Raw genomic sequence first — 17490 nt, 5'->3', positions numbered from 1 at the left:
ATGAAAATTTTATCCCCCCTGACGTTATGCCTGGCAGCCCTGCTCAGCACCGGCTGCGGCAATGCGTTGAAAAGCGAATATCAATCTCCGAAGGTGGACTATCCGACCCAATGGCAACCCAGTGCCGATGCCGCTACGTCAGTCCCTTTTGCCTGGCACGATTTCCACGATCCCCAGCTAGAGCACTGGCTACAGCAGGTAATGGTGGCTAATAACGATCTGGCCGCTGCCGCATTGCGTGTCTATCGTGCCCAGTTGATGGCCCAACGGGTCGACATCGGCACCGCTCCCAGCGTAAACGCGACGCTCAATACCGGCGCCAGCACCGCCCTGTCCAATTCGTCCCCGTGGAATAAAAACAGTAGCGCCAACCTCGGCGTCAGCTATGAAGTCGATCTGTGGGGCAAACTGGCAAGACAGCGTGATGCCGCAGAATGGGCCAGTCAGGCAACTCAACAAGATTTGCAAAGTGCGCGTTTGACATTGCTCGCCAACGCCAGCAAAAATTACTGGCGCCTCGGTTTTATCAATCAAAGGATCGGCGTCAGTCAGCAAAATATCGCTTACTCCAGGCAGACCTTAGAGTTGGTCAATGCCCGCTACCGTGCCGGCAGCATCTCTTCACTGGACGTGGTGGATGCCGAGCAGAATCTGATCAATCAGGAGAGCAGCCATCTGGCGCTGTTACGTGAGCGTCAGCAAGCCTTGAACGAACAAACCGTGTTATTGGGCTCACCACCGGGCAAGGCTTTGGTTGAACCCGCCCGTTTACCCACCGGCCCGCTGCCGCAAATCAATGCCGGTATCCCGGTCAACGTGCTGCGCCATCGGCCGGATATCAGCGCCAAAGAGTTGCGGCTGCGTGAAGCATTGGCCAACGTCGATGTAAAGCGTACCCAGTACTATCCGGCATTTAGCCTGACCGGTTCATTGGGTGCCAGCAGTACCGCCTTGCTGGAATTTTTGCGCAATCCGTTGGCCTCGGTGGGGGCTGGGTTGTCACTGCCGTTCCTTGAATGGCGGCAGATGGATGTGGATATCAAAATTGCCCGCAGTGACTACGAGCTGCAGGTGCTGGAATTCAAACAGGCGCTGTATAAGGCCATGGCCGATGTGGCCGATGCCCTGTCGTTGCGTAGCCAATTGATAGCTCAGGAAAAACACTTACGGGCTTCGTTAGCCTTGGCGCAAAAATCTGAACGCTTGAATGAGAGCCGCTACCGGCAAGGTGCCGTCCCCATCAGCTTCTGGCTGGATGCGCAAAATCGCCGCAGGCTGGCAGAACTGGCGCTGGATGAAAACCGTTTCGGCCAATATCAGAACCTGGCGCAACTCTATCTGGAATTTGGCGGCTCAGCTCAATAACTCTCTCCGGCCTGACGTCTGCGTCAGGCTTTTTTTCAGCCGCAGAACGCATTAATTTTGCCGGTTTTTACCGCAATTCTTCCTATACTTAACCCATCCCCCACCAGACAAAAAAACATCAATATGCACAATAGTTAATCTATTTATGCGCTAAATCGGTGCAAATCCATTAGATAAACTGCTAAATTTGATCGCCGCAAGATATAACGTTAAGCTATAGATGCAAAATAATTAGTCACCTAAATGACATATTCCCGGTGAAAATTGAAACATTACGTGATTCGCATCACACAAAAAATGGCAATGGCCGATCTCTGCGTATAGCGCTTAGATTAACCAAACTGATAACTGGGCAGAAGGATCGCGAATCTACGTACGACTAAAATTGATTAAGGGATGATTATATGAAGTTAAGAAAAAAACGTCATAAGCCGATGCATATTAATGACATCACCATTATCGACGACAGCAAGTTGAAAAAGGCAATAACCGCGGCGGCATTAGGCAACGCGATGGAGTGGTTCGACTTTGGTGTTTATGGCTTTGTGGCCTACGCCCTCGGACAAGTATTTTTCCCTGGCGCCACGCCCGGCGTACAGATGATTGCCGCACTGGCAACCTTTTCCGTTCCCTTCCTGGTTCGTCCGTTAGGCGGCATCTTCTTTGGTGCGATGGGCGATAAATTCGGTCGTCAAAAAGTCCTCTCCATCACCATCATTATCATGGCGGTGAGCACCTTCTGTATCGGGCTGATCCCCTCTTACGCTTCGATCGGTATTTGGGCACCGGTGCTGCTGCTGTTGGCAAAATTGGCGCAGGGCTTCTCGGTCGGTGGCGAATACTCCGGCGCGGCAATCTTTGTCGCCGAATACTCACCGGACCGCAAGCGTGGCTTTATGGGCAGTTGGCTTGATTTCGGCTCGATTGCCGGCTTCGTGCTGGGTGCCGGCGTTGTAGTGCTGATTTCCAGCATTGTTGGGGAAGCCAACTTCCTCGACTGGGGCTGGCGTATTCCGTTCTTCATCGCCGCGCCGTTGGGCCTGATTGGTCTGTACCTGCGACATGCGCTGGAAGAAACTCCGGCATTCCAGCAGCACGTGGAAAAAATGGAGAAGGAAGACCGCAACGCTATCGAAAACCCGCCAAGAACTTCGTTCAAAGAGATTGCGACCAAGCACTGGAGAAGCCTGTTGGTGTGCGTCGGTATCGTGATTTCGACCAACGTGACCTATTACATGTTGCTGACCTACATGCCGAGTTACCTGTCGCATAACCTGCACTACTCGGAAGATCACGGCGTTCTGATTATTATCGCCGTCATGATCGGCATGCTGTTCGTACAGCCGGTGATCGGCATGACCAGTGACCGCATTGGCCGTAAGCCCTTTATTATTGGCGGCAGTATCGGCCTGCTGGCGCTGGCGATCCCGTGTTTTATTTTGATCAACAGTAATGTGATTGGTTTGATTTTCGTCGGGCTGTTAGTCCTGGCGGTGCTGTTAAACTGCTTTACCGGCGTGATGGCTTCGATTCTGCCGGCAATGTTCCCAACGCACATTCGCTACAGCGCATTGGCAATTTCGTTCAATATTTCGGTACTGGTGGCCGGCGCAACGCCAACGGTGGCCGCCTGGTTGGTCGAGTCGTCCGGGAACCTGTATATGCCGGCTTACTACCTGATGACAGTCGCGGTAATAGGTCTTGCCACCGGCCTGTACATGAAGGAAACCGCCAATAAACCGCTGCGCGGTGCTACTCCAGCCGCTTCGGACCGCTCAGAAGCCAAAGAGCTGCTGCAGGAGAACTATGACAACATCGAACAGAAAGTCGAAGATATCAACGAGCAGATCGCCGAGCTGGAGAAGAAAAAACAGACGTTGGTCGACCAGCATCCAAAACTGGACTAAAACCATGCTCTAGTAAAAAGCCACCTCTTGAAGAGGTGGCTTTTTTATTGCGGAAAATGTGCTCCTGGTACCCCATCCCTAGCGGTTGGTTTAGTTGACCTGGCACCAGTTATGCTGTTTCACAATACCGCCATCCGGCGAGGTATAACCAATACAGCCGAGAATACTGTCGAACAGTTTCTCGTGGAATACCGGCGTTTTTGCCTTCTGCAGCGCTTTTAACTGATTAAAGGCCGCCTGATGGTCGGGCTGGCTAAGAAACTTGTCAGATGCCCAGACCATAATAGGAATGGTGCGCTGCGCCTGCGGTGCATGGTCACGCGGGGTACCGTGGAAATGCATATTTTCCGAGATCGACTCGCCGTGATCCGAGGCGTAAAACACGATGGCATTACGATCGCGTAACTGATTGAAAACCTGCTCGAGGACATAATCGGTATACAGCAGACTGTTGTCGTAAGAGTTAATCATTGATTGCGTAGAACAAGTATCATCAATACCCTGACATTCCGGCTGGTAGCGGGCGAAAGCACGGGGATAGCGCTCGGTGTACATATAGTGCGAGCCTTTGGTATGCAGGATCACCAAATGCTTGCCCTGCGGGTGGCGGTCTAACGAATCTTTTAACTCGTCAATCAACGCAATATCATCCACGGGTTTGCCGGCATTGCGTTTTTCCGCCTGGATGCTTTCTCTCAGCGCGTAATCATCCGCCTGGGTTTTGTTGTAAAACCAGGCTTCGCTCTGCATTGAAAACAGCTCCGAGGAAAACCCCTGCTTTTTCAGCACGGAAAATACGTTCATTTCCTTCAGGGTCCGCTGTGGTTCTTCCGACGCACCACCTTCTCTCACAAACATGCAACGTAGCGAGAGCTTGGTCGAGGTGTCGCAGGAATAGCCCTGCAGCACCGCAAGGTTGGTTTCCTTATCCAGGTTAGGCGTGTTGTCGCGCTGGTAGCCGTAAATGCCCATATGATCGCGTCTGGCACTCTCACCAATCACAAACACCACATACAGATCATTCACGTCTTTTGGCGGTTGATAAGTAAAGTGCGCCGCCGGATCAAACAGATTACGGCTGTCTTCTGCCTGGCTGTATGAGCTGTAAGTCAACAACCCCAAGGCCGAGAGCCAGTTGGACGGTGAATAACTGCCGGCCACCACCCCGCCATAGCTGGCCATCATTTGATTATTTTCCCGATCGTGACGATCCTGTACCTGCCCCATTAGCTTCAGGGGTAGCCAGCACAGCAGCCCGGCGGCCAGCATCACGCCACCTTTTTTGTACCATGCCAGATGGTTAGCGCGCTTATAACTGGCTTCGTGCATCGGCGCCAGCCAAATCAGCAGTAACGGCAACAGACTCACCAGCACCACCCACACGCCAAAATGCCAACCCACCGACTCCTTGGAAAGATCGACGTCAGTAGTCATCACCGCCGCCAGAATGCCGTAGCCAATATCAACGTGGAATAACACCATGTAGTAGCTGGCGGCAACCGAACTCAGCACCAATAACGATGCCAAAACACGGAACAACCTGCGCCCCAAAAAAGAGATCAGTAGCGTGATAAAACATACCAGGCAGAAGGCTGCGAGCACCTCAATGCCGATCGACAAGGAGTTGTCATAATGAAGTTGCTGATAACGGCGGTAAAATATGGGGATATTGAGCAACACACCGAGATAAAAAGCGATGAAGAAAGAGACCTGCAACTGGGTCCAGCGTCGGAACTTCTGCATTATTGATACCATTCTTGCCAAAGTGAATTCATAACCGTTTGCCAGATACAGGTTATTGTTGAGAGTTTTCTCTCTCCTGCTGCTGGATGGTTATCTGACAGGCAATTTAGGCGGGTGTTGCTGCGAAGAAGAAATTTAACTTTGTTATAATGTAACAATTCATGTGCAAGACCTTTTTCACTCCCTTTCTGCGGCGGCAATAACTCAACACCGCCGCAGAAAGTGCACATTTATGGCGTCTGCGGTTGCTCATCAGTCACGGCATTTTGTACTGGCATCGCCGCCTGATTTTCTTCGCGGTATTTTTGCTTATCCCAGGCGCGGAAGAACGGATAGTAAATCGCCATTGAAATCAGCAAATTGACCACCTGGATCACCGTTCCTGAAATATGGCCGCCGGTTGCCAGATAGCCACTAATGAAAATCGGCGTGGTGAACGGCAAGGCAATGCCAACCGGAGGCGTCACCAACCCGGTAGCCATCGCGCTGTAGGTCACAATCACCAGCACCACCGGAGTCAGAATAAACGGCAGGAAGAAGTACGGATTCATCACCAACGGGATGCCGAACACCATGGGTTCGCTAATGTTAAACAGGCAACCCGGCGCGGCGATTTTCCCCAACTGTTTCATCTGGGCGCTACGGCTGCGCAACAGCATAAAGATCACCAGCCCCAGCAGGGCGCCAGTTCCACCGGGCGCAATCCACAAATCGTAAAATTGCTGGGTGATAATGTGCGGGATCGGCTGATTACTCTGAAACGCCACCAGGTTTTCTGACATATTCGCCAGCCACACCGGTTGAATAAACACCAGTACGATGGCGTCGCCATGCAGCCCCAGCGTCCACAGCAAGCCGATCAGGATCACCGAGAAAATCATCCCCGGAAGTGTCCCACCCACGTGATGCATCGGGATACCGATAAGCGTAGCGATCATGGTGTTGATATCGCCAAACGGCGTAGCCTCAACAATCAAACGCAGCAGCAAAATCACTGCCAGCACGCAGAACCCCGGGATCAGGGCCAGGAAGGATTTGGCTACCGCTGGCGGCACCCCTTCCGGCATGTTGATCACCAGATTGCGGTTATGCACGAAACGGTAGATCTCCGTCGATAACAGCGCCACTACAATCGCCACAAACAACCCCTGACTGCCGATAAAATTCATCGGCAGCACGCCTTTAACAATTTGCTCTGCAGCCCCTTTCACCGGTGCAAACAGCGTATGTTGGGGAATGGTCATGATAAATGCCACCAGCGAAACCGCACCGGTACTGAGCGGATCCATTCCACGGTATTTCTCCGCCAGCCGGTAGGCAATGCCAAAGCTGGAGATAATCGCCATGATGTCGTAGGTCGCCTTGACCGGGTACAACAATTTATCCCGCCACGCCGCACCAAACACCTCGCCCATCAGATTGGCGTAGCTGGGGATCGGTAAGTAAGCGAAGATCAGGAAAAATGACCCGATTAACATAAACGGCATGTTAAGAATTATGCCGTCCCGCACCGACAGAATATGTTTTTGCCCGGCAATTTTTAACGCCGTCGGCAACACGTAACGTTCCAGAATGCTATTTAAACCCGCCATCATCCCCCCTGCCCGGCAAAGCCGGCCGTCGTGATTGTTATTATGGAATATCGACTTAATTAAACTGCGGCAGATAGGCCTGGTTCAGGCTCAGTACCTCATCGAGCAAGGGCTGCGCAATGCCGACACCGCCAATCAGCGGGTTCACCACCAGCGCCAACAGCGCACTCTGACGATCGCCATGCACCGCCGCCTCTATGGTCAGGCGTTCAAAATCTTTAACCTGTTGAGTCAGCCCGTTCATGGCCAGTGGCAGCGGGCCGAAACTCAGCGGATGCGCCCCCTGTGCATCGATCACACAGTTGGTTTCAATCACCGCATCATCGGGCAAGCCCTGAATGGCACCGTTATTGCGAGTATTCACCACCAGCACCTTGCCGCTGTTATTGTGAATGGCGCGGATCAATTCGACCGCCACCTCAGAATAGAAGGCACCACCGCGGAAACTCAGTTGCTCCGGTTTTTTATCCAGCGTCGGATCGGCATATAAGGCAAATAACTCCGCTTCTACCTTCATCACCTGCTCGGCACGGGTTCCCTGCGAGGTAGCCGCTTCCAGCTCTTCTTCCAGCATGCCGGCGGTCTGATAAAAATAGCGGTGATACGGACAAGGGATTGCCCCCAGCGCTTGCAGAAATGCCGGAGGCCACGGCAGGTCTTTGATGTTGTTCATCGACAACGTTTCGCCATTGCTTAACATTTCCAGCACTTTGGCGGTCACATCCTTACCGCTTTGTGTCACCTGATGCACCCACACCATATGGTTCAGCCCGGCAAACCGCAGGTCTACCTGATCGTGTGGCGCTTTCAGCATATCGGCGATCATGTGATGCATGGTGATCGGCACGTTGCACAACCCAATAATCTTCGCCTTGCTGTAACGCGAAACCGCTTCGGTAACGATCCCTGCCGGGTTAGTAAAGTTGATAATCCAGGCATCCGGCGCCACCGCCTCCACCACGCGTGCCACCTCCAGCATCACCGGAATGGTGCGTAACGCCTTGGCAAAACCGCCGACACCGGTGGTTTCCTGACCCAGACGCTGGTATTTCAGCCCCAGACGCTCATCGGCCGCGCGGGCGGCCAGTTGCCCCACTCGCAGCTGAGTCAGCACAAAGCTGGCACCGCGAATGGCCGGCTCCAGAGTGAAATGTACCGAAACCACTACCTGCTCCAGCCCATTGCGCTTGAGCATTCTTTTGGTCAATTCGGCAATGATGCCCACTTTCTCACGGCCGGACTCCACATCGACCAGTGCCAGCTCGGTTAATGGAACATCCTGATAATGCGCAATCAATCCTTCGACCAACTCCGGCGTGTAGCTGCTGCCCCCGCCGATTACGGTGATTTTAGTCATTGCCTGCCCCCTGGGGTAAACGACGATAAAGTTCGATCATGTCAGTAGCCAGATCCTGGATCAGCATCGCATTCATCAAATGATCCTGCGCGTGCACCAAAATTAAACTGACCGGTACCTTTCCACAGCCTTCATCCATACCAATCAGCTCCGTCTGCATACCATGTGCCCGGCCAATACCGGCCTTCGCCTCTTCCAGCCTGGCACTGGCGGCTTCAAATTCACCGCGACGCGCCAACTGCAATGCAGAAAGCAGCGAGCTGCGCGCGCTACCGGCATGAACCAGCAATTCCATCACGCTCGTTTCCAAATCCATCATGACCTCCCCCGGCCTGGTTCCAGACACGGCGATCCCACCGCGGGTTAATGAAATAACCCGTGGTAATTCAATAAATAAAGGAATATGGGGAACTGCGTCCCCGGAATGTTATCAGGCCAGCAGGCTAAGCGCCTTGTCCAGCACCTTATCGCCGCGCATGGTGCCGTAATCCATCATGTCGATAACCGCTACGGCTTTTCCCAATGGTGCGGCCAGTTCGGCCAGCCGCGCATGTTCATATTTCACCTGCGGCCCCAGCAGGACAATGTCTGCCCGCCCCAGGATGCGTTCAAAATCTGCCACCGGAACGGCTTCGATCTCGATATCCAGCGCCCGTTTTTGCGCTTCGTTTTTCATTTTTTGTACCAACATGCTGGTCGACATTCCTGCGGCGCAGCATAAGACGATTGTTTGCATTTTTCAGTGTCCCGGTTGTTAGCCACCACGGCTGTTCAAATATAAAACAGCTCTGTAACACGCTTGTAAATACCCTTGAACCATACGATTTGATTATGCTTTTTACTTAATCATTCAAAAACAACCAGTTAACATAAAATTATCATGAAAATTTTTTTCAACACTGTGATCGGCGATCTAATTCCTGGTTTGAAAGTAACAACAATATTTTTAAATCCTTTAAAAACAAAAGGATAAAAACACAATGAATAAACACCGTGGTGAGTATCGTGTTTTACAGCCGAGCGTATTGAAAATTATTTTCATTGGTTTATTCTGCCGGTCAGGGCTTTATAGCGTGCGAAAAACAGGCTAGTTTGAAGCACCGGGCATCGGTTGGCATAACAGAAGGGACACTGCAGTTATGGATCTCGTTTACCACATTCAATTCCGTCAGGATCCGTTCAACCGGCAGGAGGCAAAAATTGCCCGAACCATCCTGGACAATCCCGGATTCACTTCAACCGCGACTATTGAACAGTTGGCTGAACGGGCCGGCGTCAGTACCGAGATCGTCGCCCATTTTGCCCAGTCTCTTGGTTGTCAGGATCTTAACGACTTTATCTCGTTGATGCGTACTCAGCCTGTGCCGGTAAACCCGCCGGCAGCCGTGGCGCAACCGGTACTGGGCGGCATGGATATCGCCTTCGCTTCCGCCGCCGGTATCGGCAAACTGCCCGGTGTCAGCCCCACGACTTTGAGTCGCTTCGCCAAATCCATCGGTTGTGAAGATATTGGCGACATCGTCTATCAAATCCGCGCGCGGCAAAACCAACTCAGTCAGCAGGAAGCCAAGGTTGCACAGACCATTTTGGACGATATCGCCTTTGCCTCTTCCGCTACCATAGAGCTGCTGGCCAGTCAGGCAGGGGTCAGCCCGGCGACCATCACCCGTTTCGCCAAAACCATAGGTTGTGATGATATTCGCGATCTGCGCATGAAGCTGGCACAGGCCAGCGTCAGTGGATCACGCTATTTGACTGCCCAAACGATGCCCAATGGGCCACCTCGTTTGTGGCTGCAACGCGTCAACGACGTGGAAACCACGCTGCATCAACAGCTGCAACAGGTAGAACATTCGGCATTAATCGACGCCAGCCAACAGGTAAGCCAGTGCAAAAGCGTGCATATCTTTGGCGTAAACAGCATGGGGTTGTACGTCAACGAGCTGCAACAACGCCTGGTGGGTTTGGGCTATCCCGCTTTTGCCTGCCAGGATGCGGCACTGATGCGTATGACGGCCTCCACCCTGAGTACGCAACAGTGTGTGATACTGCTCTCGCTGAGTGGGGAAAATACCGACTTGCTCAATGCCGCCAGGCTGGCCGGCGCCACTGGCGCTTATCGTATCGCGTTGGCCCCAGCAGGCAGCACTCTGGCATCACTGGCCGATAAGGTCTTGCCCCTGAGTGGTGGGAGTGCCGCACGCTACGGGCTGATGCTGACGCTGGACCTATTGCTGGCGCAGTTGCTGCCAGAAAGCCTCGGTGCGCAAGCGGAAGATTAAATCCACAAAACAACCCTTAACTAGGGCGAACACCTGAGGTTTTTCCTAATTAGCCATCCAGATTGCCACTCCCTATTGATAGGAATATTCTTACTACGTTATCGTTAACATCCCACTTAGGTAGTGACCTAAGTGAAATTTGCACAACTTTAATTTTTATATGGCTTCTCTGCCAGCTTCGGCTGGCACTTTAAATTTCATCAGCGGTAAAATTCCATGATCGATTACTCCCTTTACGGTCTCAACGATAAAGATATCGAGACGTACCGTGAACAAATTTACAGCCTGCTCGGCAAGGGCGTTATTCAGGTGCTCTCCGCCAACAAGCCCATCAGCAAACAAAGCATTCTCGCTTACCTGATCAAAGAGATCGAAACACAACCCGATGACCATTGCCAAAAGTTGCACAGGGCCGCAATCGAAGTCATTGGTGTCACTGGCCGCTAAGGAACTGCATGCGAAAATCGGATCTATGCGCCATCATCTCTATCATCGCCGTGGTGGCCCTGATGTGGGTGGCGAACTGTAGCGCTGAACCAGGCATTCACTAGTGTGGTAAGGACTTTGAGGAGGAATAGATAAGTACAGCCCCGGCTCAACAGCCGGGTATCCGCGCCAAGCCAGGATGGTTACTGTCGCTGAGCGGAATATTATGAAGTGATATGACAAAGCAAATTTCAGGCACAAAAAAACCGCCTTCCGGCGGTCACGACATTACTACTTATTGCTTGTTATTCTTGAATTTATTTTCCTGGTACCCGGGGCGGGACTTGAACCCGCACAGCCATAAGCCGAGGGATTTTAAATCCCTTGTGTCTACCGATTTCACCACCCGGGCTCGGGAAAATTGGAGGCGCGTTCCGGAGTCGAACCGGACTAGACGGATTTGCAATCCGCTACATAACCGCTTTGTTAACGCGCCTAAATTCTGTTTGCCTTTTTCAGGCTAAAGCTCGTAAAACACCAGCTTTATCAAATTTGGAGCGGGAAACGAGACTCGAACTCGCGACCCCGACCTTGGCAAGGTCGTGCTCTACCAACTGAGCTATTCCCGCATTAATCAGAACTTACTGATTTTTTTGCTATCTTTCGGCAAATCACTGCTGCCGTCTGATGCGATGCATTCTACTTACCTGACGTAATGAGTCAATAAAATTGTTGGCTCATTACGTTTGTTTGACGATTTTTGCAGCGCTTTGATCAGGGTTCCAGCAAATCTTTGCGGGCAGCGTTCAAATATTGGAACATTGACCAGAAAGTCAGCACCGCAGCGATGTACAACAAACCAAAGGACACATACTCAACGGTACGGTCCGGGCGCCATAGCAGGCCGACCAGCGACATCATCTGCGCCATGGTTTTTACCTTGCCAATCCAGGACACCGCGACACTGCTGCGCTTACCAATCTCCGCCATCCACTCACGCAGTGACGAGATGATAATTTCACGAGCAATCATGGTCGCCGCCGGTAGCGTGATCCACCAAACGTGGTAGTGTTCAGCCACCAGCACCAGTGCCACCGCGACCATCACCTTGTCCGCAACCGGGTCGAGGAAGGCCCCGAAACGGGTAGTTTGCTTCCAGCGACGGGCGAGGAAACCATCAAACCAGTCGGTTATGGCAGCAAACACAAAGATGACGGCGCAAACCATCGGAGCCCAGGTGAACGGCAGATAAAATGCCAGAACAAAGAATGGGATCAGAACTACGCGAAACAGAGTAAGCCAAGTCGGTATATTCAATTGCATAATGCTAGGGTAACTATCTGGCTGGAGTGGGAATTAAGAGTATGTTGCTACATTGCCCTCAGTGTTTCAATGCATTGTAGATCTTTTCTGCCAATGCTTGTGAAATACCCGGCACTTTTGCAATTTCCTCAACGCTGGCGTTCAATAATGGTTGAAGTCCACCCATATACTTCAACAGCACCTGTCGCCGTTTTGGCCCAACGCCGTCGATCAGTTCCAACGCGCTGGTATTTCTTACTTTTGCCCTTCTCTGCCGATGCCCGGTGATCGCGTGGTTATGCGAATCATCGCGGATGTGCTGGATCACATGCAGCGCCGGTGAATCCGACGGTAAAGCAATCCCCTCACCTTCAGGAACAAAGAACAGTGTTTCCAACCCGGCTTTACGGTCAGCACCTTTGGCGATACCGATCAGCAAGGGTTTGTTTTTATCCCAGCTCACATTCAGCGAGTTAAACACGTCAATCGCCATACCAAGCTGCCCCTTACCGCCATCAATAAAGATAACGTCGGGGATTTTTTTCTCTTCCAGAGCCTTACCATAGCGGCGTTTCAACACTTGCGCCATCGCCGCATAGTCATCCCCTGGCGTAATGCCGGTGATATTATAGCGCCGATACTCGGAACGCAGCGGCCCATTAGCGTCAAACACCACGCAGGAAGCGACGGTTTGCTCGCCCATGGTATGGCTGATGTCGAAGCATTCCATGCGGTTAATCTCGGAAAGATTCAGCACCTTGGTTAATTCGGCCAGTCGCTGATGAATGGTCGACTGCTGGGAAAGCTTGGTGGTCAGAGCGGTCGCCGCATTGGTACGCGCCAGTTTAAGGTAGCGTGCACGGTCGCCTCGCGGTTTACTCTGGATCTGGATTTTGCGACCGGCCAGCTCAGACAGGGACTCGGCCAGCAGGTCTTTTTCCGGCAAAGTGAAATCCAACAGGATTTCCGCCGGCAAGGTTCGCATCTGGCTACCCTGTAAATAGAACTGACCGACAAACGTCTGCACCACTTCGCTCATTTCGGTGCCGCCTGGCACTTTGGGGAAGTAGCTGCGGCTACCCAACACTTTGCCCTGGCGAATAAACAGGACGTGCAGACAGGCCATGCCGGCCTCGAATGCCACGCCGATCACATCCAGATCGTCGCTGTTACCGGACACGAACTGACGCTCAGTCACCCTGCGTACTGCCTGGATCTGATCGCGTATCCGCGCTGCCTCTTCGAAGTTCAATGCCTTGCTGGCGGTTTCCATCCTTTCGATCAACTGATGCAGTACCTGTTGATCCTTACCAGACAGGAACAGGCGCACATAGTCCACCTGCTGACGATATTCGTCTTCACTCACCAGCCCGGCGACACAAGGCCCCAGGCAACGGCCGATCTGGTACTGCAAACAAGGGCGCGAGCGGTTGCGGTATACGCTGTTCTCGCACTGACGTATCGGGAACAGTTTCTGCAGCAGCGCCAGCGTCTCACGCACGGCATAGGAATTTGGGAATGGACCGAAGTATTCCCCCTTGGCATGTTTGGCACCACGATGCACGGCCAGCCGCGGGTGACTGTCCGCACTGAGGAAGATCAGCGGATAAGATTTATCGTCTCGCAAAAGAACATTATATCGCGGCTGGTATAACTTTATGTAGTTATGTTCCAGTAATAGCGCTTCTGTTTCGGTGTGCGTAACAGTAACGTCTATTTGCGCGATATTTTTAACCAACGTCTCAGTTTTACGGCTTCCCACCTGCTGGCGGAAGTAACTGGCGAGGCGTTTTTTCAGATCTTTGGCTTTACCGACGTAGATAACCGTGCCAGTAGCGTCGTACATTCGGTAGACGCCAGGCTGGCTGGTTACAGTGCTTAGAAATGCTTTGGCATCAAAACGGTCACTCACTGCTTAACAAAGTCTCCGCATTGAACAATCCGTGTCGGATAGCCAGGTGTGTCAATTCAACATCACCGCTGATATTCAGCTTGCTGAACATGCGGTAACGATAACTGTTCACCGTTTTGGGGCTGAGACTCAGTTGTTCCGAGATCTCGTTAACCTTTTTGCCTTTAGTGATCATCAGCATAATCTGCAGCTCGCGCTCAGACAGGCAGCTAAACGGCGTTTCCGTCTGCGGCTCCAATTGGCTCAATGCCATCTGTTGGGCAATATCGGACGCGATATAGCGCTGCCCGGCCTGCACGGCGCGAATGGCATTCACCACATCCTGTGGCGCCGCGCCCTTGCTCAGATAACCTGCAGCACCCGCCTGCATCACCTTGGCCGGCAATGGATTTTCAGTATGGATAGTCAGCATGATGACTTTAACGTCGGGCGCATAACGTACAATTTTGCGCGTGGCTTCCAGCCCGCCAATACCCGGCATGTTCATATCCATAAGAACGATATCTACAGCATTGCCACGGCACCATTTCACGGCGTCTTCACCGCATTGGGCCTCCCCGACAACTTTTATACCTTTGATATCTTCAAGAATGCGTCGTATCCCTGCGCGCACCAGTTCGTGGTCATCAACAAGAAGAACGCTAATCAAGGAAAAATCTCCAAAAAGAAGGGAGTAACGCAATCAGCCTCTGTTATAGGCAGAGATATTACTTGTTTTTCAGCCAAGAATGAACACAGATTAATACTTACTCCCGATTAACTTTGCGCAATGGGCCAGATTTTTGAATTTTAGTCACCCAACGCTGCCCGCTAAAACCGTTGTTTGTCGATAAAAACCGACGATGTGAATATTACAATGCAGACCTCTGCCCTCATGATAGTGCGTCTAACCTAAACCGCAGGTAAAATCAGTGTAAGCAATCGCAACACAAATAATATCAACACCAGCATGATCAGCTTGTAATTCATTGAAACCAAACAAAATGGCAAGATTGTCTTTATCTCACATGGTGAAATTCATTGCAAAAGAAATTATTCAATCCATGCCAAGCCAACGTCAGGCAAGAGACTAATGTTGATCATTTAAATAACAGGAACAAGTTAACAATAACCTGCCAGACAAATACTTATTAACTCAAAAAAAATAACTTGGCGGTATTGTTCAGCAAGCCGATTAATTCATCAATAGTGAGTATGCACTATAATGTGAAGTTGCTTAAACCCTGGAACTGACCTCAGCTAATGGTACGGACACTGCGACAGCGCTATCAGTGAAGATGGAGACCTGCATGCTATGCTATACTCCGCGCCCAGTTAAATACGCATCTGCAGATTCGAGTGAATGAAATCGGTGTGGGTGCGCATCAAAATGCACTTTGTTTCAGGCTTCGGCCTCAAAAATCAGGAGAGAAAATGAGCAACGTTGATTTCACTACGTCTGCAAACCCGGAAACGCTGGCAACAGAAGTTGCCTGCCTTAAAGCCACGCTGACGCTGATCCTGAAATCGATCGGTCAGGCCGATGCCGGGAAAGTCATTATCAACATGGAGCGCTTTATCGCGCAGATTGAAGACCCGAGCCAGGCCGAGATTTTTAAAAACAGCATCCAACAGATTAAGCACGCTTACCGTCAATAGTCTGCTGCCCTTATCGCCGGCCACCATTCCCTCCAGGAGAATGGTGGCCGGCGTCGCTGATAGCCCCCCGCCAGGCTTAAGGCTTACCGGCCTGCAATACAAACCCACGCTGCATATCGCCGGCAACGCGGAAATAGCGGCTCTCACCGGCGCGTAGCGTCATTGGCAGTCGCCCGCTGGTATCACGCCAGATGCACAGGCTGTTTTCGATCATATCCTGCCCAATACTGATTTCGTTATTGCCTACCGGCACCCGAAACTCGGCCTTCTCTTTGGATGCCAGCGAGGCGGCGAACTCGCCGTTGATATATACCCCAGTCCGGCAACTTCCCGCCAGCATCCCGCTGTCGCGGACCACCACTATGGTGGCAAATGGCGTTTGTGGCACATTCTGATAAAGCATCAACCGGCTGGGCGGCGGTGATTCAGCCTGCTGCAACGGAACGGCCTGAGTAGCACAACCAGACAACAGCACGGTGGTAACAAGTAACGCGGCGTAATGCTTCATCCTGAGCTCCTGAAATAAACCAACCTTCATACTAGCAAGAGAATAGCCGCTGGCTGTAGCGCCGGGACATCACCAATAGAAAAATAAGATAACTTCCAGTGGGCTGAGGAAAATCAGGTCAGGAAAAATCCTACCTCTGCCGACGCTATTGCTGCAGGGCAGGACAGCCCGCAGCAATAAGAATATTCTGTAGTTAGTATATTGAAAAGAATGAGATTTTTATGGTTTCCCTTAAATTTTGACCATGCGTTTTTGTATGTCATCGCGAAAGGCGTTACCCACATAGTTAAAGCCATCTTGCGTCACATAGACCCGCGAGTAACCGTTTTCAGACAGCGTAGTCACCATATAACCGGCGTTAATCATCTCCGTAGAGGGTGCATTCATCAGGGTAAGAAAACCGCGGCCACGGCACCATTGATAGAAGCGAGTACGACCATAACCAAATGTATCACCGACATCAGAAAGATTTCTCAGCCGATCATAATCCTCTGATAATGAAGGTAAATTGCCATTATTTTCAGGTGTTTCAGGTTTATTCGCCAAAATATAACTCCCTTTAATGTCTTCATCATCATGACTGTCATTCATCGATCCTGAATCTAAAAAATTTACACCTGAATTGCAATCGCATTCCCGGCAAATTCAATAATGGTTTTAATTGTGAGCATTTATAAAAAGCAATATAAAGATACCTGGTTTAATTCCACAGAGTATAAATATCCTTATACAGCCAATAATAAGAATAAATCCTTAGGTAAATATCTTAATAAATAAACAAAAAACAAACACAGAAAAACCTTAGCATGAATATTATAACTAATAAGTATTATTCTACTTATCAGCAACGCCTCTTCCTCACACATGACAGCCAGCCTCACCTCAATCTCATCTAAACAATAACCATTATCATTTCCAATTTTAACAGCAGTTTATTACACTCAGGCTCCACCCAAGAAGATTCTTAGCGTGTGCATATAGGACGAAAGGAAGAGTCAGGGATACCATGAAGAAGTATAGAGTTTTGATTTTATTACCATTAGTAACATTGACCGCCTGTACCCAATGGGAACGAGCCGGCGCCGGTAACGCCACCCGCGAGGCGGAGTATGCAGAATGCAAGGGACGGGGATACGAGCGTTTTCCACCCGATGTCGTCCGCGACTTTGAGTTCAGCTACGAGAACCAATACCACAGCTGCGAGAAAGACAAAAAAGACTGCCCGAAAGGCTACCGTTACGATAAACAACCGTCGTTTAAAACGGTGCAAAACGATCGCAATGAAGGGGCACGAACGGCGACTATCGAATCTTGTATGTATGGCAAAGGCTGGCATGAGAAAACCTATTACTGGCCACAGTAGTCTCAGCGGCATCAAGATTGACACTTGGCTCAACTGACGCAGTTTGCCGCCGGGGATTATTCATTATCACCGTGCGGCATGTCTGAGTGTTACGG

Annotated in this window: 16 protein-coding genes and 3 tRNA genes; 6 read left to right on the top strand and 13 right to left on the bottom strand. The window is 51.1% G+C overall.

Annotation, left to right across the window (positions count from 1 at the left end):
* Together M2406_RS02840 and proP are read left to right on the top strand one after the other, a co-directional pair.
* Window positions 1–1365, top strand: coding sequence for a TolC family protein (locus M2406_RS02840; protein ID WP_259188512.1), 1365 nt, complete (start codon window positions 1–3; stop codon window positions 1363–1365).
* A 404-nt stretch (window positions 1366–1769) separates the two neighbouring features.
* Window positions 1770–3272: a glycine betaine/L-proline transporter ProP gene (gene proP / locus M2406_RS02835; protein ID WP_012006285.1), complete on the top strand. Its 1503-nt coding sequence runs from the start codon at window positions 1770–1772 to the stop codon at window positions 3270–3272.
* 90 nt (window positions 3273–3362) lie between these two features.
* On the opposite strand, the gene eptB is transcribed toward proP, so the two are convergent.
* From eptB to M2406_RS02810, 5 genes are all read right to left on the bottom strand, one after another.
* Window positions 3363–5015 carry a kdo(2)-lipid A phosphoethanolamine 7''-transferase gene (eptB, locus tag M2406_RS02830; protein WP_112362279.1) on the bottom strand — a complete coding sequence of 551 codons (1653 nt, stop codon included), beginning with the start codon at window positions 5013–5015 and terminating at the stop codon, window positions 3363–3365.
* Window positions 5016–5245: 230 nt separating this feature from the next.
* Window positions 5246–6607 carry a PTS cellobiose transporter subunit IIC gene (celB, locus tag M2406_RS02825; protein WP_112362278.1) on the bottom strand — a complete coding sequence of 454 codons (1362 nt, stop codon included), beginning with the start codon at window positions 6605–6607 and terminating at the stop codon, window positions 5246–5248.
* Window positions 6608–6662: 55 nt separating this feature from the next.
* On the bottom strand, window positions 6663–7964 hold the full coding sequence (locus M2406_RS02820; RefSeq protein WP_259188509.1) for a 6-phospho-beta-glucosidase: 1302 nt from the start codon (window positions 7962–7964) through the stop codon (window positions 6663–6665).
* The gene (locus M2406_RS02815; protein ID WP_012006281.1) at window positions 7957–8283 is read right to left on the bottom strand and encodes a PTS lactose/cellobiose transporter subunit IIA; all 327 of its coding nucleotides are present in this window, start codon (window positions 8281–8283) and stop codon (window positions 7957–7959) included. The genes M2406_RS02820 and M2406_RS02815 overlap by 8 nt, the downstream gene beginning before the upstream one ends.
* Before the next feature lie 111 nt (window positions 8284–8394).
* The gene (locus M2406_RS02810) at window positions 8395–8700 is read right to left on the bottom strand and encodes a PTS sugar transporter subunit IIB (RefSeq protein WP_012006280.1); all 306 of its coding nucleotides are present in this window, start codon (window positions 8698–8700) and stop codon (window positions 8395–8397) included.
* 403 nt (window positions 8701–9103) lie between these two features.
* On the opposite strand from M2406_RS02810, the gene M2406_RS02805 reads away from it, so the two are divergent.
* Complete coding sequence (locus M2406_RS02805; RefSeq protein WP_259188507.1) at window positions 9104–10246, top strand: MurR/RpiR family transcriptional regulator; 1143 nt, start codon at window positions 9104–9106, stop codon at window positions 10244–10246.
* Between the two features lie 216 nt (window positions 10247–10462).
* Entirely contained in the window at window positions 10463–10693 is a 231-nt protein-coding gene (locus M2406_RS02800; RefSeq protein ID WP_012006278.1) for a biofilm development regulator YmgB/AriR family protein, read from the top strand.
* Between the two features lie 305 nt (window positions 10694–10998).
* On the opposite strand, the gene M2406_RS02795 is transcribed toward M2406_RS02800, so the two are convergent.
* The 6 genes from M2406_RS02795 to uvrY all read right to left on the bottom strand — a co-directional run bounded on the left by M2406_RS02795 (window position 10999) and on the right by uvrY (window position 14535).
* A tRNA-Leu gene (locus tag M2406_RS02795) sits at window positions 10999–11084 on the bottom strand.
* Between the two features lie 10 nt (window positions 11085–11094).
* Window positions 11095–11168: transfer RNA gene (locus tag M2406_RS02790), tRNA-Cys, on the bottom strand.
* Between the two features lie 57 nt (window positions 11169–11225).
* Window positions 11226–11301: transfer RNA gene (locus M2406_RS02785), tRNA-Gly, on the bottom strand.
* A 145-nt stretch (window positions 11302–11446) separates the two neighbouring features.
* Entirely contained in the window at window positions 11447–11995 is a 549-nt protein-coding gene (gene pgsA / locus M2406_RS02780) for a CDP-diacylglycerol--glycerol-3-phosphate 3-phosphatidyltransferase (RefSeq protein WP_017892379.1), read from the bottom strand.
* A 58-nt stretch (window positions 11996–12053) separates the two neighbouring features.
* The gene (gene uvrC / locus M2406_RS02775) at window positions 12054–13886 is read right to left on the bottom strand and encodes an excinuclease ABC subunit UvrC (protein WP_259188505.1); all 1833 of its coding nucleotides are present in this window, start codon (window positions 13884–13886) and stop codon (window positions 12054–12056) included.
* On the bottom strand, window positions 13879–14535 hold the full coding sequence (gene uvrY / locus M2406_RS02770; protein ID WP_012006273.1) for a UvrY/SirA/GacA family response regulator transcription factor: 657 nt from the start codon (window positions 14533–14535) through the stop codon (window positions 13879–13881). The genes uvrC and uvrY overlap by 8 nt, the downstream gene beginning before the upstream one ends.
* A 764-nt stretch (window positions 14536–15299) precedes the next feature.
* Here uvrY and M2406_RS02765 point away from each other — a divergent pair.
* On the top strand, window positions 15300–15524 hold the full coding sequence (locus tag M2406_RS02765; protein ID WP_012006272.1) for a DUF2594 family protein: 225 nt from the start codon (window positions 15300–15302) through the stop codon (window positions 15522–15524).
* 76 nt (window positions 15525–15600) lie between these two features.
* Here the strand turns inward: M2406_RS02765 and M2406_RS02760 are convergent, their stop codons facing one another.
* Together M2406_RS02760 and M2406_RS02755 are read right to left on the bottom strand one after the other, a co-directional pair.
* Window positions 15601–16032: a hypothetical protein gene (locus tag M2406_RS02760; RefSeq protein ID WP_112362276.1), complete on the bottom strand. Its 432-nt coding sequence runs from the start codon at window positions 16030–16032 to the stop codon at window positions 15601–15603.
* A 231-nt stretch (window positions 16033–16263) separates the two neighbouring features.
* Window positions 16264–16623: a hypothetical protein gene (locus M2406_RS02755; RefSeq protein WP_259188503.1), complete on the bottom strand. Its 360-nt coding sequence runs from the start codon at window positions 16621–16623 to the stop codon at window positions 16264–16266.
* Window positions 16624–17038: 415 nt separating this feature from the next.
* On the opposite strand from M2406_RS02755, the gene M2406_RS02750 reads away from it, so the two are divergent.
* The gene (locus M2406_RS02750; protein ID WP_012006269.1) at window positions 17039–17395 is read left to right on the top strand and encodes a hypothetical protein; all 357 of its coding nucleotides are present in this window, start codon (window positions 17039–17041) and stop codon (window positions 17393–17395) included.
* Window positions 17396–17490: the final 95 nt, after the last annotated feature.

Origin of the sequence: Serratia sp. BIGb0163 (assembly GCF_024809935.1) — a bacterium.
Classification (GTDB): domain Bacteria; phylum Pseudomonadota; class Gammaproteobacteria; order Enterobacterales; family Enterobacteriaceae; genus Serratia; species Serratia quinivorans.
The sequence above is the reverse complement of the archived record's forward strand: the minus strand, read 5'-3'. Positions and strand labels throughout refer to the sequence as shown.

What these genes read in the sequence shown, in the direction of transcription:
- M2406_RS02840 (WP_259188512.1), top strand. Translation starts at nt 1, where the DNA reads ATGAAAATTTTATCCCCCCTGACGTTATGCCTGGCAGCCCTGCTCAGC.
- proP (WP_012006285.1), top strand. Translation starts at nt 1,770, where the DNA reads ATGAAGTTAAGAAAAAAACGTCATAAGCCGATGCATATTAATGACATC.
- eptB (WP_112362279.1), bottom strand. Translation starts at nt 5,015, where the DNA reads ATGCAGAAGTTCCGACGCTGGACCCAGTTGCAGGTCTCTTTCTTCATC.
- celB (WP_112362278.1), bottom strand. Translation starts at nt 6,607, where the DNA reads ATGGCGGGTTTAAATAGCATTCTGGAACGTTACGTGTTGCCGACGGCG.
- M2406_RS02820 (WP_259188509.1), bottom strand. Translation starts at nt 7,964, where the DNA reads ATGACTAAAATCACCGTAATCGGCGGGGGCAGCAGCTACACGCCGGAG.
- M2406_RS02815 (WP_012006281.1), bottom strand. Translation starts at nt 8,283, where the DNA reads ATGATGGATTTGGAAACGAGCGTGATGGAATTGCTGGTTCATGCCGGT.
- M2406_RS02810 (WP_012006280.1), bottom strand. Translation starts at nt 8,700, where the DNA reads ATGCAAACAATCGTCTTATGCTGCGCCGCAGGAATGTCGACCAGCATG.
- M2406_RS02805 (WP_259188507.1), top strand. Translation starts at nt 9,104, where the DNA reads ATGGATCTCGTTTACCACATTCAATTCCGTCAGGATCCGTTCAACCGG.
- M2406_RS02800 (WP_012006278.1), top strand. Translation starts at nt 10,463, where the DNA reads ATGATCGATTACTCCCTTTACGGTCTCAACGATAAAGATATCGAGACG.
- pgsA (WP_017892379.1), bottom strand. Translation starts at nt 11,995, where the DNA reads ATGCAATTGAATATACCGACTTGGCTTACTCTGTTTCGCGTAGTTCTG.
- M2406_RS02765 (WP_012006272.1), top strand. Translation starts at nt 15,300, where the DNA reads ATGAGCAACGTTGATTTCACTACGTCTGCAAACCCGGAAACGCTGGCA.
- M2406_RS02760 (WP_112362276.1), bottom strand. Translation starts at nt 16,032, where the DNA reads ATGAAGCATTACGCCGCGTTACTTGTTACCACCGTGCTGTTGTCTGGT.
- M2406_RS02755 (WP_259188503.1), bottom strand. Translation starts at nt 16,623, where the DNA reads ATGAATGACAGTCATGATGATGAAGACATTAAAGGGAGTTATATTTTG.
- M2406_RS02750 (WP_012006269.1), top strand. Translation starts at nt 17,039, where the DNA reads ATGAAGAAGTATAGAGTTTTGATTTTATTACCATTAGTAACATTGACC.